The following is a 17121-nucleotide window of genomic DNA, read 5'->3' on the forward strand; positions in this document are numbered from 1 at the left end:
GTTTGAAATTAGGGGCAATCAATAATCTTAAAACATCTTTTAAGTATCTATTTTTATTCTTATTTGTTTTCGGTAGCGTGGCAGTAGCAACGGCGCAGGAAACGGACGAACAACAAATAGATTCTGTCAAAACCGGATTTGACCTAGGGCGTATTGTTCTGGAAAACCCGGAGAGTATCGTTTCTAGATACTTGTATGATCCCAAGTTGGATCGTTATGTCTATAATGAAAAAATAGGGGATTTTGATATAGGCTATCCTATTATTCTAACGCCTGAGCAATATTACGACCTCATAAAAAAGGAGGGTATAAAATCCTACTTCAAGGAAAAATCGGATGCCTACTCTGGTAAGAAGGAAGGGAGTGAGGAAGCAAGAAAAAATTTACTGCCTAACTTTTATGTCAACAACGATTTCTTTCAATCTGTGTTTGGAGGAAACACTATAGAGGTCATCCCACAAGGTTCTGTAGCCATGGATTTAGGTGTTATTTGGCAAAAGAACGATAACCCATCGCTTTCCCCTCGCAATAGAACCAACCTGTCCTTTGATTTTGATCAACGCATCAGTTTAAGCATGCTGGGTAAAATTGGGGAGCGTTTGCAGGTAAACGCGAATTATGATACCGAGGCTACCTTTGATTTTCAGAACATTGTAAAACTGGATTATACCCCTACCGAAGATGATATTCTTCAAAAAATTGAGGTTGGTAACGTAAATATGCCCTTGAACAGTTCACTCATAAAGGGCGCACAAAGTCTATTTGGGGTAAAAACACAGTTACAATTTGGGAAAACCACGGTCACCGCAGTTTTTTCCGAACAGCGTTCCCAGAACAATACGGTAGTGGCGCAAGGCGGTGGAACTTTGAACGAGTTTAATATTACGGCCTTGGATTATGATGAGGACAAACACTTTTTCTTGGCACATTATTTTAGGGACAATTACGACAGGGCCTTGGAAACCTACCCGTATATTCAAAGTCAAGTTCAGATTACGAGATTGGAAGTTTGGGTTACGAACAGGAGCCAGCAGACCTTAAATGTGAGGAATGTAGTCGCTTTGCAGGATTTAGGGGAAGTATTTCCAGAGAAAACCAGGGTAGGACAAAATGGTGCGGATGCTGACGGTTTTTTTAATAATCCAGCAGATGTTAGGCCAAGAAACAATGCTAACGACTATGATCCGGGGCTTATTGGCCCTAATGGTGCCTTGACCAGCAATATAAGGGATATTGCAACGGTAGAAAATGCGTTTAATCCTGCCAGTTTTGCAGCGGGATACCGCCCTAACCAAGGTTTCGATTACGCCATATTGGAAAATGCACGCAAATTGGAGCTTACACGAGATTATACGTTTAATTCACAATTGGGTTATATTTCCTTGAACCAACGCTTAAGTAACGATGAGGTGCTGGCCGTGGCCTTTCAATATACTTTTGGTGGAGAAGTGTTTCAAGTAGGTGAATTTGCCAACGGCGGTTTGGATGCCACTACGGTTTCCCAAGGTGCAAATCCTATCATTGAGAACAATACCTTGATTCTTAAATTATTAAAAAGTAATATTACAAACGTCAGTGATCCTATTTGGGATTTGATGATGAAGAATATCTATGCGACCGGGGCATTTCGTTTGAGTCAGGATGATTTTAAGCTCAATATATTATATTCCGATCCCACACCAAGAAATTACATTACCCCAATAGATGAAGGACCCAGTTCCGGATGGCCAGATGGTTTGGAGGAACGTATCTTGTTGGATGTATTCAACCTGGATAGGTTAAATATCTATAACGATCTACAGCCGGGAGGTGATGGTTTTTTTGATTTTTATCCCGGTATTACGGTAGATACCCAAGGCGGACGTATCATCTTTACCAAAGTAGAGCCTTTTGGGGAGTACTTGTTCGAGACCTTGGAAAACGGTAATGCTGGGCAATATAACACCCCATCTGCCTATAACCCCAATCAGGATCAATATGTTTTCAGGGATATGTATGAGCTTACCAAGGCGGCAGCTTTGCAAGACCCGGAAAAAAACAAGTTTATTTTAAAAGGGCAGTTTAAGGCAGAAGGTAGTAACGGTATTCCAATTGGGGCGTTTAACGTGCCAAGAGGTTCGGTAACCGTAACAGCCGGTGGTAGGCAATTGCAAGAAGGAATCGATTACACCGTAAACTATCAAGCGGGTACGGTACAACTATTGGACCCAAGTCTGGAAGCCAGTAATACTCCAATAAACATTTCCGTAGAAAACAATGCTGTTTTTGGACAACAGACACGCCGTTTTACGGGAATCAACGTGGAACATCAGTTCAGCAAGAATTTTGTATTGGGCGGTACCCTATTAAATTTGAACGAGCGACCGCTAACCCAGAAATCCAATTTTGGTATAGAGCCGGTAAACAATACCATTTTTGGATTAAACTCCAACTTCTCGACCGAGGTGCCTTTTTTGACCAGAATGGTGAACAAGCTTCCAAATATAGATACGGATGTACCCTCCAATGTATCGGTACGGGCAGAGGTAGCTTGGTTGAAACCAAGTTCTCCGAAGAATGCCGATTTTAGAGGGGAAACTACCACGTATCTAGATGATTTTGAAGGGGCGCAGACCCTACTGGACATTAGGGGCTTCCTAGCCTGGAACTTGGCCAGTACGCCTTTGGAATTTGCCCCGGGCGGCCAATTGTCCGGAAGTTCGCCAGAAGACGATGCCAATTTGGAAAATGGTTTCGGTAGGGCCAAAATGGCTTGGTATACTATTGATCCTATTTTTTACACCAATCAAAGACCGGCCGAAATTAGTGATAACGATATTTCTACCAATGCTACAAGAAGGGTTTTTATAGACGAGGTCTTTCCACAGGTAGATATTGCCCAAGGGCAGACCACTGTGCAAGGTACTTTGGATATGGCCTATTACCCCAACGCTAAAGGACCGTACAATAACAACGCCAATTTTGATTCGGCGGCCCCTAACGAAAAGTGGGGCGGTATTATGCGGTCTTTGAGCAGTACGAACTTTGAACAGACCAATGTAGAGTTTGTTCAGTTTTGGGTCTTGGATCCCTACGTAGATGGGGAAGCTACCAGCTCCGGTGAATTAGTGTTGAACCTGGGTAATATTTCCGAGGATATTTTACGGGACGGAAAAAAACAGTACGAGAACGGACTTCCAGGTGTGGAGAGCAATGACTTTGTGGCGCCTACATCATGGGGGGAGGTACCTGCTACACAATCCTTGGTCTATGCTTTTGATGCCAGTGAAGCCAACCGTGCCTTGCAGGATATTGGTCTGGACGGTCTTAACGACGAGGCGGAACAGGCAATTTATGATAGTAACCCTGGTCCCGATCCGGCACTGGACAATTTTCAATATTATTTGAACCGTGAGGGTAGTATTTTAGAACGTTATTTTGATTTTAACAATCCTGATGGGAATTCGCCGGTAGCGGTTACCAATACAAATAGGGGTTCTACGACCTTGCCCGACGTAGAGGATATAGATCGGGATCTGACAATGAATACGGTAAATAGTTACTACGAATACCGTATTGAAATTAAACCGAACACAACCATAAACGATAAGTACGTAACCGATATTAAAGAGGGTACTACACCCGAACTGCCAAACGGAGATCAACTTAACAGAAGATGGATACAGTACAAAATTCCGTTAAGCGATTTTACGGATGCCGTAGGCGGTATTACGGATTTTAGATCTATTAGTTTCATGCGTATGTACATGACTGGTTTCAGCGATCCTACGGTGTTGCGTTTTGCAACGTTGGATTTAGTGCGTGGCGATTGGCGTACGTATACCAAGACCTTACAGGATATCACTATAGACGATAACCCCGCAGATGACGGTACTACCTTAGATGTGAACACGGTAAATATAGAGGAGAACAACAGTAGGCTTCCCATACCTTATGTGTTACCTCCAGGTGTTGCAAGAGAGCAATTGAACAACAATAATACCATAATCCGTCAGAACGAGCAGTCTCTTTCCTTATTGGTCGAAGGTTTGGAGCCAAGGGATTCGAGGGGAGTGTTCAAGAATTTGAATATTGATATCCGTCAGTATAAAAATCTTAAAATGTTCATGCACGCAGAAAAAGTGGTGGACAGTGATTATGCCGATAGCTCTACGCCATTGGTTGGTTTCTTGCGTTTTGGAACGGATTTTTCACAAAATTTTTACCAGGTAGAACTTCCGTTGCAGTTTACTCCTTTTGGGTCTGCCTCGGAAAGCGAGATTTGGCCAGAGGTGAACGAGATGAACATTAGTCTAAGCGATTTGAACAAGGTAAAATCGTTATGGATCCAAAGTGGGGATTTGAGCCAGGTACGTTTCTTTGAAGTGGAGAACGGCGAAGTATTTCCCGTAAACGAATTTGATATTAGAACCCCGGGGAGACTGCGTATAGGAATACGGGGAAATCCGTCTTTGGGAAGTATCCGAAGTATAATGGTGGGTATTAAGAACCAGGATAACCTACCGGCAAGAGGCGAGGTTTGGTTTAACGAATTACGTTTGGCAGGCTTGGATAATAATGGTGGTTGGGCGGCAGTAGCTGCGGTAGATGCCAATATTGCGGATTTTGCGAATATGACCGCAACGGGCAGTACCAGTACCTCCGGTTTTGGTACTATTGATCAAATGCCAAATGAACGCGCACGGGAAGATGCAGTTTCCTATGACTTGGTAACCAATGTAAACGTAGGGCAGTTGCTGCCTAAAAAATGGGGCATACAATTACCTTTTAACTATGGGATATCCGAGCAGATCATTACTCCGGAATTTGACCCGGTTTACGACGATTTAAAATTGGACGACTTAATAAATGCGGCACCAGATCAGGAAGCTGCGGATGAAATTAGGGAGCAGGCAGAAGACTACACCAAAAGAACGAGCATCAATTTAATCGGTGTTCGAAAGGATAGGGGAGAGGAAGCCGATGCCAATTTTTACGATATAGAAAACTTCACATTTAACTATTCCTATAACGATACCGATCACAGGGATTTTGAGATTGCCAAACTACGTGATCAGAGCGTGAATACCGGTTTTGTATATGCCCATAGCTTTGATCCGGTAGAGGTAGCGCCCTTTGCAAAAAAGGACTCACTGTTTACAGGGGCCTATTGGAAATGGTTAAAGGATTTGAACCTAAACTTGTTGCCCGCCAGCGTTTCCTTGAATTCCAATATAAACAGGCAGTTCAATGCACAACGTTTTAGGGATGTACGCGAAGAAGGTGTAGACCGCTTGGAGCTTCCCGAACTGCAACAACGTAACTACTTGTTTAATTGGCAGTATGCCGTAAATTATAATCTAACCAAATCGCTTCGGTTGAACTTAACGGCTTCCAATAACAATATCGTACGAAATTATTTCAACGAAAACGAGCCTGTAGATTCTAGGGACAGGGTAGGTCAAACATTGGGGCTCTGGGACGGCTTTTTTGATATCGGCGAGCCAAATAGGCATGCCCAGGAATTACAGTTGAATTACGAGATTCCTTTTGCCAAGATACCGGCATTGGATTTTATAAGTGCGCAATATAGTTATATCGGAAATTTTGACTGGCAACGCGGTGGTGATGCCATTGCAGAAGTGGTGCAAACAGCGCTAGATGATCCCAACGCACAATTGAATACGATACAGAACGCTAACACCCATAATCTTACCGCATCGTTGACCATGCAGAAGTTCTACGATCTTATTGGACTTAAGAAAAGGGAAGGCGTTTCATCCAAACCTAGTAAAGGGAATCTTGGTTTGGCGGCAGGTGAAGAAGAAAAAGAAAAGAAAAAAACCAGTGCTTTATTCAATACTGTCGTAGATGTAGTGACTATGGTAAAACGACTTAACATCAACTATAACGAGAGCAATGGTACCGTACTGCCCGGTTATACACAGTCTATTGGTTTTATAGGAACGTCAAGACCGTCTTTAGGCTTTGTTTTCGGTAGCCAGTCCGATATTCGTTTTGAAGCGGCCAGAAACGGTTGGCTAACTACCTTTCCGGAGTTTAACGAACAGTTTATTAGAAGGTCCAACACGCAGTTGAATATTACCGCAACGGCACAGCCTACAAGGGATTTGACGATAGACTTAGTTGCTGATCGGCAGTTTTCCGAAAGTTATCAGGAAAACTTTAACGTGGAGCCGGGTGCTGAAATCCCCTACAACTTGCAATTGGGCAATAACTTTGGAAGTTTCAGTATTTCTACCGTGATGATTGGTACGGCATTTAGTAAAAGCGATGAATTTGACTCTAGCACTTTTGAGCAGTTTAAGGAAAATAGATTGACTATTGCTAATCGTTTGGTGGCAGATAGAGGTATCCCCGATGGTGCTTCTTCCGAAGACGGTGTATTTCCTGCAGGTTACGGAAAAACGCAGCAAGAGGTCCTTTTACCAGCATTTTTTGCGGCTTATTCTGGTCAAGATGCAGACCGCGTAAACTTGGACGCCTTTAGAGATATTCCCATTCCCAATTGGAATATAAAGTATACCGGATTAATGAAAAGTAAGTTCTTTAAAAAGAAGTTCAAACGGTTCTCATTGCAACATGGATATCGTTCTTCCTATAGCATCAACTCTTTTCAAACGAATTTGGAAAAACAGAATAGCGCCATTGACCCTGAGACCCTAGATGTTTTACCGGACAATATTATAAATAATGTGGTTATGGTAGATGGTTTTAATCCTTTGGTACGGGTGGATTTTGAGATGAAAAATTCGGTAAGTGTGTTGGCCGAGGTACGTACCGATAGGGCTTTGTCCTTAAGTTTTGATAATAACCTAATGACCGAGATCAACGGAACCGATTATACGGTTGGTCTGGGCTATCGTATCAAAGATGTGAAATTGGTTACGAATATTGGCGGAAACAAAACGCGTTTAAAAGGAGATTTGAATTTAAAAGCGGATCTTACCTTGCGGGATAATATTACCATTATAAGAAATCTGGATATCGATAATAATCAAATTACTTCGGGTCAGAATCTGTTGTCCTTTAAGTTTACGGCAGACTATGCGTTGAGCAAACAATTGAACGCACTGTTTTTCTATGACCATTCCTTTTCGCAGTTCGCTGTATCTACAGCTTTTCCGCAGACCACGATCAATGCTGGCTTTACGCTTAGGTATAATTTCGGAAATTAAGTTAGTGCCGTCGTTAATAAAAATAGAGGCTGTAGGATAAAGTATTCGTAGGATACGTTTCTGTTTCACAGTGGCTTTTTTACCCTCTTGTCGCACCATTTAATCAAAATAGTCGGGTAAGTGCCTTTATTTTTTTGAAAACCTATATAGAATCATTTACATTTGCTACATATCAAACACGCAAAATAATGAATATACCGGCAGAATTAAAGTACACCAAGGATCACGAATGGATTAAAATCGATGGAGATATTGCCATAGTAGGTATCACCGACTTTGCACAGGGCGAGTTAGGGGATATTGTTTATGTTGAGGTGGATACACTTGACGAAGTATTGGAAAAAGATGCAGTTTTTGGAACGGTTGAAGCAGTGAAAACAGTTTCTGATTTGTTTTTGCCTTTGTCAGGAGAGGTCATAGCGTTCAACGAAGATTTGGAAGACGAGCCAGAAGTAGTGAACTCGGACCCTTACGGAAAAGGATGGATGATTAAAATAAAAATAAACAATCCAGATGAGGTAAGCGAGCTTTTGAGCGACGCCGATTACAAAGAGTTGATTGGTGGCTAATACCTTTCTTTTTAGAATTTTATTTGTAAGTTGGTTGGTGTTTATAACATTTGCCAGCTTATTTTCTTTTACCGGAACCATGGCGGCGCCAAGAATCAATATACCGCATATAGATAAGATCGTGCATTTTACATTTTATTTTGTTTTAGTGGTTCTAGGGGTTAAAGCCGTAAGTGAAATAACTAGAACGGAATTTGCCCTTAAGAAAGTTCTTTGGTGTTCTTTTCTTTTTGCAGTTGTTTATGGCATACTTATTGAGCTTTTACAATATGGATTTACACAAGACCGACACGGGGATATTTTAGATGTTTTCGCGAATTCTGCAGGTGCTTTGGTGGGTGTTTTTCTGGTTAAGCGCCTAGTTTCCAAGGATTGGGGGTTAAAATGAAAATTTTAATTGTATTTTTAGTAATTAATTAGTTAAATTAGCAAACACTAAATTGAATAGATATGGAACCTAAAAAGAATCCAAAGGCCGACTTGACAAAAAATAGTAGTCTCTATTTTGTTATGGGTCTGGCTGCGGTAATGCTACTTACTTATGTAGCATTTGAGTGGAAAACGTATGATAAGATCAACGAATACGACACCTCTATGAACGTGGACGATCTGTTGGACGAAGAAGTTCCAATGACGGAGCAGATTAAAACGCCACCGCCACCGCCACCGCCACAAGCTCCTGAAATTATTGAGGTTGTAGAGGATGAGGAAGAAGTGGAGGAAACCATCATAGAATCTACGGAAACAAGCCAAGACGAGGAAATTATCGAAGTGGAGGACGTTGTTGTAGACGAGATAGAAGAAGATTTGGATGTGCCTTTCTCGGTAATTGAAGATGTGCCTGTTTTTCCCGGTTGTGAAAATGAAAGTGATAAAAGAGCATGTTTCAATAAAATGATACAAAAGCACATTGCCAAAAATTTCCGTTACCCGGAAATTGCCCAAGAGATGGGTGTTCAGGGTAGGGTGAACGTAATGTTCGTAATACAAAAAGACGGTAGTATCGGAGGTGTTAGAATGCGTGGCCCGGATAAAAACCTAGAAAAAGAAGCGGCGAGAATTATAGATAAGTTGCCAAAAATGACACCAGGTAAGCAAAGGGGTAGAGCGGTGCGCGTACCGTTCAGTATTCCGATTACCTTCAAATTACAATAAAAATACGTTTACAGACTAGAAAATCCCGAGGTTATTGTCTCGGGATTTTTTTATGCTCAATTTTTAAGCTTGCACAAAACGACTTGCTTTATAGGAACAATCGTTTTAAGTTAATGTAGTCCATAATCCATAAGTTCTTAAATAAAACAGAAATAGCAATATTTGGTTGCAGGAATATTCCTTGGAGGTTATCTTTGTAGCCCTATTTAAAAGAAGATGAAAACCGTTGTAGGTCAAGCCAAAAGCAAGTCATTTGCATTGCTTTTTGCCGATTTTAAGGAAATTACCAAGGCAAGGCTCGCGGTCAGTGTGGTTTTTTCTTCGGTCGCGGGTTATTTTCTTGGGGCGGACCAGTTAAGCCTGTCCGCTATTCTTTTGTTGGCTTTTGGAGGCTATTGTATGGTTGGGGCAAGTAATGCCTATAATCAGATTATAGAGCGCGATTTAGATGCGTTAATGAACCGAACGGCCAATAGACCTATTCCTGCAGGAAGAATGACAGTGGGTGCGGCTATGGCCATTGCCATCGTGTTAACCCTTATAGGCGTGGCCTCCCTTTATTTTTTAAATGCCAAAACGGCCATGTTCGGCGCTATTTCGATCTTTCTTTACACTAGTGTGTATACACCTTTGAAAACAAAGACGCCACTTGCGGTATTCGTTGGGGCCTTTCCTGGTGCCATACCTTTTATGTTGGGTTGGGTTGCGGCCACTAATGAGTTTGGAATTGAGCCCGGAACCTTGTTCATGATTCAGTTTTTTTGGCAGTTCCCACACTTTTGGGCCTTAGGTTGGATGTTGGACGAGGATTATAAAAAAGGAGGTTTTAAAATGTTGCCTACAGGAAAAAAAGATGCCAGTACGGCCTTGCAGATCATTATGTATACGATCTGGATGATGGTGATATCCGTTATTCCCGCTTTTGGTATAACAGGTGACCTGCAACTATCTGTTCCTGCGGCTATTTTAATATTTATTATGGGAGGTGTAATGCTCTTTTTTGCACTTCGGTTATATACGAAAAGGGATAATGGTTCTGCCAAAAGGTTAATGCTGGCAAGTGTAAGCTACATCACGTTGATGCAGATAGTTTATGTAATCGATAAATATATAGGGTAGGATGGATTTAACTCAAGGTACTTCAAAAGAGAAGAAGGATAGGGCACAGCAGATGATGTTGTGGTTCGGTATAGTAAGTCTGCTCATGGGTTTTGCGGGTTGGACCAGTGCATACATCGTTAGTAGTGCCCGTGAAGATTGGGCAAGTGATCTAAGTCTTCCAGATGCTTTTTATATAAGCACGGTTATACTCGTACTTAGTAGTGTTACGTATATTTTGGCAAAAACGGCCGTAAAAAAGGACAATCAAAAAGGGGCTACTGTTTGGTTGTTGGTAACCCTTGGTTTGGGTATTTCGTTTATCACGTTGCAGTTTGTGGGGTTTTCGGAGATGGTTGCGCAAGGCTATTATTTTACAGGGCCTACCAGCAGTATAAAAATGTCCTATATGTTTTTAATAGCAATGGTGCACATTGTTCATGTTGTGGCAGGTATCATATCCTTGTTGATCGTACTTTATAAACAGATGAAGGGAAGGTATTCTTCACAGGAGTATTTGGGAATTTCCCTTGGGGCAACGTTTTGGCACTTCTTGGACCTGTTATGGGTGTATTTGGTGTTATTTATGACCTTTATGAAATAATATTTTTAAACAAAAATAGTTTTGAATAGAATTCAGCTTTTAAATAGTTGAAAAAAATGTAAATTTGCTAAAGTTTTATTAAAACGATAAATTAATCTATGGATACTACGGTTACAACGGGAGAAGAACAAAACGTTTGGGGTGGTGGCAATAGGCCTTTAGGGGCAAGCTACGGAAAATTAATGATGTGGTTTTTCCTAGTATCGGATGCCCTTACTTTTTCCGGGTTTTTGGCCGCTTACGGCTTTACAAGGTTTAAATTTATGGAAACTTGGCCCATTGCGGACGAAGTATTTACGCACGTTCCGTTTTTTCATGGTATCTATCCTATGTACTATGTAGCATTCATGACCTTTATTTTGATTATGTCCTCCGTTACCATGGTTTTGGCGGTAGATGCGGGTCATAATATGAAGAAAAATGCAGTGATCTGGTATATGTTCGCTACGATTATAGGAGGTGCCGTTTTTGTTGGATCCCAGGCTTGGGAATGGGCAACTTTTATAAAAGGTGATTATGGTGCTTTAGAGACTAAAGGTGGTAGGATTTTACAGTTTGTAAAGGCAGATACCGGAGAACGGGCTGCTTTGGCCGATTTTGCCACGGTTATTCCAGGTGAAAGACGTGAACATGAAAGAAAGAACGGGGTTTGGTATTACGAAGAAAAAGCACTTCCTAGTTTTTCACTTGCTGAAGTTACAGCAGGATTTAAATCAAACCCGAACATTCTCATTAGAACCGAGGTGATTAATGATGAAGGGCACAAAACGGTCTTGACAAGGGACGAATCTCTGGAAAAGCTTAAAAGTGCCACCCAGGTGGTTGAGGGTGCTAACCTGGTGCATAATGAGTATGGTGCCAGATTATTTGGAGATTTCTTTTTCTTTATAACAGGTTTTCACGGTTTTCACGTACTTACAGGGGTATTGATAAACGTCATTATTTTCTTTAATGTAATTATCGGGACCTACGAGCGAAGGGGTCACTATGAAATGGTAGAGAAAGTAGGGCTTTATTGGCACTTTGTAGATTTGGTTTGGGTATTTGTATTTACCTTCTTCTACTTGGTTTAAAGGATTTTGGTTAAAAAGACAAGTTTTTAAAGTATAATAGTTATCGATAGAAAATGGCACACGAGCATAAATTAGAGATTTTTAGGGGATTGCTAAAGTTTAAGTCCAACGTTGCAAAAATTTGGGGCGTACTTATATTTTTGTCCGTAGTAACCATAATAGAGGTGGTTTTAGGTATTATTAAACCGGCCTCCTTAACAGGAAATTACTTTCTTGGAATGAAACTGCTGAACTGGATTTTTATTATCCTTACCTTGGTGAAGGCCTATTATATCGCATGGGACTTTATGCACCTTAGGGACGAGAAAAGTTCTTTGAGAAGAGCAATCGTTTGGACACCTATTTTCTTGGTTATCTATTTGGTTTTTATCTTATTGGTAGAGGCAGACTATATCCATAATATTTACAGGGACGGTTTTGTAACTTGGAATTTCTAAGATATTATTAACAGAATAAAAAGACGGTGTAAGCACCGTCTTTTTTATTTTTGTATCATCACGTTTTGGTTTGCTTTGGCAGAAGGTTCGATGGCTTTTCATGTTGGTTTAGAGTTTGATGTTAGGGAGCTGCAGAAGCTTGGAATTTGGAAAAAAATAATAATTAATACATGTTTCCATGTCATGTGTATGGCATCAATTAGAAAGTAGCAGATGAAAAAGACCTTCGTACTTATTGTATTGTTCATACTGCCCATAGTTGCCTACCTTTTTTTTGCTTCGGGCGTAAACAACTTTGGTAAGTTAGCGGTGCTTACGGAGAACATTCCGGAGCTTACTTTTGATAATAATTCGATAAAGTTTGGTCAGAAGATTACAGTGTTGGGGTTTTTGGGCAATGAAGTAGAAAACAAAAAGGGTAACGCCTTTAACCTCAATCAAAAAATTTACAAACGTTTTCATGAGTTCAACGATTTTCAGTTTGTGATGGTGTTGCCTTATGGTACTGAGGAAAAAGTAAACGAGTTAAAGGAGGAATTATCCATTCTGGCGGATGTTTCTAAATGGAAGTTCGTTTTTACAGATGCACAGACGATCAAAACCTTGTTCGCAAATCTTGGGACCGACACCCGGTTGGACGACGATTTAAGTACCCCGTATGTTTTTATAATCGATAAGGATAGGAACTTAAGAGGACGGTCCGACGATGAAGAGGAAGGGACTAAATATGGTTTTAATACCAATTCTGTAGCAGATTTAAATAATAAGATGGAGGACGATGTAAAGATCATCCTTGCAGAGTATAGGCTTGCACTTAAAAAAAACAACTCAAACCGATCAAAATAGTGAATAAGAAATATACATACGTTTGGGTCTCCTTGATTGTACTCATTTTTGGGATCATTGTTGTTCCTATTATTGTAGATAGGCTAAAATCGGGTACTATCGTTGATATGGACAGGATGGATACCGTGCCACAAGAAAAAGGACTAAGCTATGTGCTGTTGAACGATGTGAAGCGTAAAGTGCCTTCATTTCAGTTTATAAATCAAGATAGCTTACTTATTTCGGATAAAGATTACATTGGTAAGGTGTATGTCGCCGAGTTTTTTTTTACATCGTGCCCCAGTATTTGTCCGTTGATGACAGAGAACCTCGTAGAACTTCAAAATCATTTTAAGGACGAACCGGATTTTGGTGTGGCTTCCTTTACCATTACACCGGACTATGACACGCCAAAGGTATTGAAACGATATGCCGAGAAATATGGTATTACCGATATGGACTGGCATTTGTTAACCGGTAACAAAGAGGCGGTTTACGACCTTGCAAACAGTGGATTTAATATATTTGCCGCCGAAATGCCCGATGCCCCCGGAGGTTTTGAGCATTCTGGTTTGTTCGCACTTATAGATCGGCAGGGATACATAAGGTCTAGGTTGGATAAATTCGGTAATCCTATCGTGTATTACCGCGGAGCTATTACTAGGGAAATGGGAGAGAACGACCATGGCGAAAAAGAGCAGATAAGTATTTTACAGGAAGACATTGCTAAGTTGTTAAATGAGTAGTATGGAGAGGACAAGTGCAAAAGAAAAACGCTTTAATAGATTAATAGCCGTCGTGTCCATTGTGATACCAGTGGTGGTAGCATTGCTTTTTGGAGTGAAGCTACCAAATGTGGAGCCATTATCGTTTTTGCCACCTATTTATGCTAGTATTAACGGATTAACAGCGGTTTTGTTAGTTGTTGCGGTATTGGCCATTAAAAAGGGAAACCGGAAATTGCATCAAAATGTAATGACCCTGAACATTGCCCTATCCTTGTTGTTTTTGATTATGTACATAGCATATCACATGACTTCGGATTCTACCTCTTACGGCGGGGAAGGCATAGTACGCTATGTTTATTATTTTATATTGATCACTCATATTATACTGTCCATTGCCATCGTTCCGTTAGTGCTTAGAACGTACGCCAAAGCATATTTGAAAGATTATGAAGGGCATAGGGCCTTGGCAAAATATACATTTCCCATCTGGCTTTATGTAGCGGTAACCGGGGTTGTAGTCTATCTAATGATTTCTCCCTACTATAACTATTAACGATGCGAAAGGGTTTTCTTATAACAGTATTGGTTTTAGCGTTTTTCCTGCCCGAAACCGTTGATGCGCAATGTGCCATGTGTAGGGCTGTATTGGAAAGTGAGGAGTCTGGTAGAACGGCTGAGGGAATTAATAACGGAATCGTTTATTTGATGGCAATACCGTATATCCTTGTGGCCGGACTATTTTACTTTGTCTACCGTAAAATGAGGTCATAGCTTAATTTATCTATTTTAACAATTTTTTTTATTTGATTGTGTAACAATGTTGTGCATTTGTAGTCTTATACATGTGTAGTAGCAATAGTACACTCATCAATCAAAACCAATCTACATGTTCGATTTAGAACGATGGCAAGAAATTTTCGATACCATTCGAAAAAACAAATTGCGAACCTTTCTTACCGGTTTGTCCGTAGCATCGGGCATATTTATCTTGGTTATTTTATTAGGTTTTGGCCAAGGCATGCAAAACGGCGTCGCTGCAGAGTTTAAGGAAGACGCGGCCACCAGTCTTTGGGTCTGGCCCAGACGCACCACTATAGAATATAATGGGCTTAATCCCGGTAGGCAAATACAACTTAGGAACGAGAATTTCGAAGCTATTACCGCCGCTATGGAAAATGACTATGAAAAGGCATCGCTATTGTATTTTCCGGTGGATGTGCAGGTGGTCTACAAAAATGATCTTTTAGTGTACTCTGTAGTAGGGACCAACGGGGATCTGCAGACCATAGAAAACGAGTTTTTGTCCGAGGGCAGGTACATCAATCAAACCGATGTGGAACAAAATGCCAAAGTCGTTGTTATCAGTAACAAGATCAAGAACGAGGTTTTTAAGGATTTGGATACCCCTATCGGTGAATACCTAACAATTTCAGGCGCTGGGTTTAAGATCGTAGGTGTATTTGGGGAATATGGTAAAAACGAGGATGAGGAAGAGCGCATGTTCATTCCTATAACCACGGCACAGTTGAGCTTCAACGGAGGGGATAAGATCAACAATATGAACTTTATGCTGCCAGAACTAAATTCTTTTGATGAGATGGTGGCCAAAAACACCTTGTTCACGGATCAGCTTACCCGTTATTTAAAGAAAAAGCATAACATAGCTCCGGAGGATGATAGAGCTATTCGTATATGGAATCCCCTGCAGGAAGCAAAGCGCTACTACGCATTAATGGGCGGGATAAAAATGTTTTTCTGGGTAGTGGGGTTCTTTACCATTATTGCCGGGGTAGTAAGCGTGAGCAATATTATGCTTATCGTAGTTAAGGAGCGCACCCGCGAAATAGGAATCCGTAAAGCACTGGGTGCAAAGCCCTGGTCCATTATTGGCATGATCATGCACGAGGCTATTTTTGTTACCGCGATCTCTGGCTTTACCGGCCTTATCTTTAGTATGGGACTGTTAGAGTTGGTAGGGCCACATGTAGAGGTCGATTATGTGCTAAACCCCTCTGTAAATTTTAGTGTAGCCTTTTCAACCGTAGTTCTATTGGTAATAGCAGGAACTATAGCCGGTTTTTTTCCGGCTTGGAAAGCAGTACGGGTTCAGGTCATAGAAGCACTTCGGGATGAATAGTACAAAAGAGTGTAGTTCAAAGTATTGGGAAATAGGATATTTAAAAATGAAGCATGTTCAGTAAAGACCGTTGGAAAGAAATATTGGAAGTACTTTCCAGTAATATGCTACGTACCGTTGCTACCGCTTTTGGTGTAGGGTGGGGTATCTTTATTCTTATCGTATTGTTGGCTGCCGGTAAGGGATTGGAAAATGGCATACGACAGGATTTTAACGGCGTGGCAACGAATACTATGTTCATGTGGACGCAAACAACAACAATGGCCTTCCAGGGACTGCCGGAAGGGAGAAACTTTAACTTTAAGTTGACAGACGTAGAGCTCCTAAAACGGGAGGTGCCCCAGTTGCGCATTGTTTCACCGAGAAATAGCTTAAGGCCAAGCGAGGGCGACAACGTTATACGGGGTACGGAAAGTGGCCGGTATCGTGTCTTTGGGGATTACCCGGAAATCATACAACAAAACCCGATTTATGTCGCAAACGGTAGATTTTTTAACTACAAGGACATTCGGGAAAAAAGGAAGGTAGTGGTTATAGGTGACGGTATCCGAGACGATCTGTATGAAGATGATGAAGAGTTTTTGGGTACCTATATTAAGATAAGCGGTATCAACTTTATGGTCGTTGGCACCTATAAGGAGAAGTCCAGCGATGGAGGAGGACAGAATAGCGAACGCGAAATATTTATGCCCTTCACCACCTTTTCCCAAGCCTATAACCGATCCGATAATGTAGGTTGGATGGCCATTACGGCACAAGATGGCAGTTCTGTAAGTGAACTGAACGACAAAATAGTACAGACGGTAAAACAAAGCCGAAAAGTACACCCAGAAGATGACCGTGCCATAGGGTATTTTGATTTGTACGAGCAGTTTAATAGGGTGGAGAGTTTGTTCGGGGCGCTTAGGTTTATTGCCTACTTTGTCGGTATTCTGGTGTTGATCTCCGGTATCATTGGCGTAAGTAATATCATGCTGATCGTAATCAAGGAACGTACCAAGGAAATTGGAATTCGTAGGGCCTTGGGAGAAGATCCGTGGTCCATTAAGCTGCAGATTTTGATGGAGTCCGTTTTTTTGACCATCATCTCCGGTATGGTAGGGATTGTCTTTGGTGCTTTGGCTATTTATGCAATCAATTTGGTGTTGGAAGCTGTTGGCCCTGTAGATATGTTCCTAAACCCTAGTGTTAGTTTAGGAGTCGTATTAGGTGCTTTGTTCATTTTGATCGTGTCCGGTCTTTTGGCAGGATTTATACCTGCACAAAGCGCCATAAAGGTACGCCCCATCGAAGCCTTGCGAACCGAATAATTTGAAT

Annotated in this window: 14 protein-coding genes; all 14 read left to right on the top strand. The window is 41.2% G+C overall.

Going from position 1 to position 17121, the window contains the following annotated elements; translation table 11 throughout:
- Positions 1-2: 2 nt before the first annotated feature.
- The 14 genes from sov (at position 3) to ACFQZJ_RS03325 (ending at position 17114) form a co-directional block, all read left to right on the top strand.
- Positions 3-7178, top strand: a complete 7176-nt coding sequence (gene sov, locus ACFQZJ_RS03260) for a T9SS outer membrane translocon Sov/SprA (RefSeq protein ID WP_379932269.1) — start codon at positions 3-5, stop codon at positions 7176-7178.
- A gap of 188 nt (positions 7179-7366) precedes the next feature.
- Positions 7367-7747, top strand: coding sequence for a glycine cleavage system protein GcvH (gcvH, locus tag ACFQZJ_RS03265; RefSeq protein WP_379932271.1), 381 nt, complete (start codon positions 7367-7369; stop codon positions 7745-7747).
- Entirely contained in the window at positions 7740-8135 is a 396-nt protein-coding gene (locus ACFQZJ_RS03270; protein ID WP_379932272.1) for a VanZ family protein, read from the top strand. Before gcvH ends, ACFQZJ_RS03270 begins: the two co-directional genes overlap by 8 nt.
- Before the next feature lie 62 nt (positions 8136-8197).
- On the top strand, positions 8198-8902 hold the full coding sequence (locus ACFQZJ_RS03275) for an energy transducer TonB (protein WP_379932273.1): 705 nt from the start codon (positions 8198-8200) through the stop codon (positions 8900-8902).
- A gap of 216 nt (positions 8903-9118) precedes the next feature.
- Positions 9119-10021 carry a heme o synthase gene (gene cyoE, locus ACFQZJ_RS03280; protein ID WP_379932275.1) on the top strand — a complete coding sequence of 301 codons (903 nt, stop codon included), beginning with the start codon at positions 9119-9121 and terminating at the stop codon, positions 10019-10021.
- A 1-nt stretch (position 10022) separates the two neighbouring features.
- Positions 10023-10604 (top strand): cytochrome c oxidase subunit 3, encoded by a 582-nt coding sequence (locus ACFQZJ_RS03285; RefSeq protein ID WP_379932277.1) that lies wholly within the window; start codon positions 10023-10025, stop codon positions 10602-10604.
- Between the two features lie 98 nt (positions 10605-10702).
- Positions 10703-11677, top strand: a complete 975-nt coding sequence (locus ACFQZJ_RS03290) for a cytochrome c oxidase subunit 3 (RefSeq protein WP_379932278.1) — start codon at positions 10703-10705, stop codon at positions 11675-11677.
- A 53-nt stretch (positions 11678-11730) separates the two neighbouring features.
- On the top strand, positions 11731-12114 hold the full coding sequence (locus ACFQZJ_RS03295) for a cytochrome C oxidase subunit IV family protein (protein ID WP_379932280.1): 384 nt from the start codon (positions 11731-11733) through the stop codon (positions 12112-12114).
- A gap of 213 nt (positions 12115-12327) precedes the next feature.
- Positions 12328-12960, top strand: a complete 633-nt coding sequence (locus ACFQZJ_RS03300) for a hypothetical protein (RefSeq protein ID WP_379932282.1) — start codon at positions 12328-12330, stop codon at positions 12958-12960.
- Positions 12960-13685, top strand: coding sequence for an SCO family protein (locus ACFQZJ_RS03305; RefSeq protein WP_379932284.1), 726 nt, complete (start codon positions 12960-12962; stop codon positions 13683-13685). The genes ACFQZJ_RS03300 and ACFQZJ_RS03305 overlap by 1 nt, the downstream gene beginning before the upstream one ends.
- 1 nt (position 13686) lies before the next feature.
- Positions 13687-14220 carry a DUF420 domain-containing protein gene (locus ACFQZJ_RS03310; protein WP_379932285.1) on the top strand — a complete coding sequence of 178 codons (534 nt, stop codon included), beginning with the start codon at positions 13687-13689 and terminating at the stop codon, positions 14218-14220.
- 2 nt (positions 14221-14222) lie between these two features.
- On the top strand, positions 14223-14438 hold the full coding sequence (locus ACFQZJ_RS03315) for a hypothetical protein (protein ID WP_379932287.1): 216 nt from the start codon (positions 14223-14225) through the stop codon (positions 14436-14438).
- Between the two features lie 115 nt (positions 14439-14553).
- Positions 14554-15804 carry an ABC transporter permease gene (locus ACFQZJ_RS03320; protein WP_379932288.1) on the top strand — a complete coding sequence of 417 codons (1251 nt, stop codon included), beginning with the start codon at positions 14554-14556 and terminating at the stop codon, positions 15802-15804.
- A gap of 53 nt (positions 15805-15857) precedes the next feature.
- Positions 15858-17114, top strand: a complete 1257-nt coding sequence (locus ACFQZJ_RS03325) for an ABC transporter permease (protein WP_379932289.1) — start codon at positions 15858-15860, stop codon at positions 17112-17114.
- Positions 17115-17121: the final 7 nt, after the last annotated feature.

It is taken from the genome of Maribacter chungangensis, assembly GCF_042676845.1.
Classification (GTDB): Bacteria; Bacteroidota; Bacteroidia; order Flavobacteriales; family Flavobacteriaceae; genus Maribacter; species Maribacter chungangensis.

Coding starts and splice junctions, on each gene's coding strand:
- ACFQZJ_RS03315 (WP_379932287.1), top strand. CDS start 14,223: ATGCGAAAGGGTTTTCTTATAACAGTATTGGTTTTAGCGTTTTTCCTG.
- ACFQZJ_RS03310 (WP_379932285.1), top strand. CDS start 13,687: ATGGAGAGGACAAGTGCAAAAGAAAAACGCTTTAATAGATTAATAGCC.
- ACFQZJ_RS03285 (WP_379932277.1), top strand. CDS start 10,023: ATGGATTTAACTCAAGGTACTTCAAAAGAGAAGAAGGATAGGGCACAG.
- ACFQZJ_RS03290 (WP_379932278.1), top strand. CDS start 10,703: ATGGATACTACGGTTACAACGGGAGAAGAACAAAACGTTTGGGGTGGT.
- gcvH (WP_379932271.1), top strand. CDS start 7,367: ATGAATATACCGGCAGAATTAAAGTACACCAAGGATCACGAATGGATT.
- ACFQZJ_RS03295 (WP_379932280.1), top strand. CDS start 11,731: ATGGCACACGAGCATAAATTAGAGATTTTTAGGGGATTGCTAAAGTTT.
- ACFQZJ_RS03300 (WP_379932282.1), top strand. CDS start 12,328: ATGAAAAAGACCTTCGTACTTATTGTATTGTTCATACTGCCCATAGTT.
- ACFQZJ_RS03320 (WP_379932288.1), top strand. CDS start 14,554: ATGTTCGATTTAGAACGATGGCAAGAAATTTTCGATACCATTCGAAAA.
- ACFQZJ_RS03275 (WP_379932273.1), top strand. CDS start 8,198: ATGGAACCTAAAAAGAATCCAAAGGCCGACTTGACAAAAAATAGTAGT.
- ACFQZJ_RS03325 (WP_379932289.1), top strand. CDS start 15,858: ATGTTCAGTAAAGACCGTTGGAAAGAAATATTGGAAGTACTTTCCAGT.
- cyoE (WP_379932275.1), top strand. CDS start 9,119: ATGAAAACCGTTGTAGGTCAAGCCAAAAGCAAGTCATTTGCATTGCTT.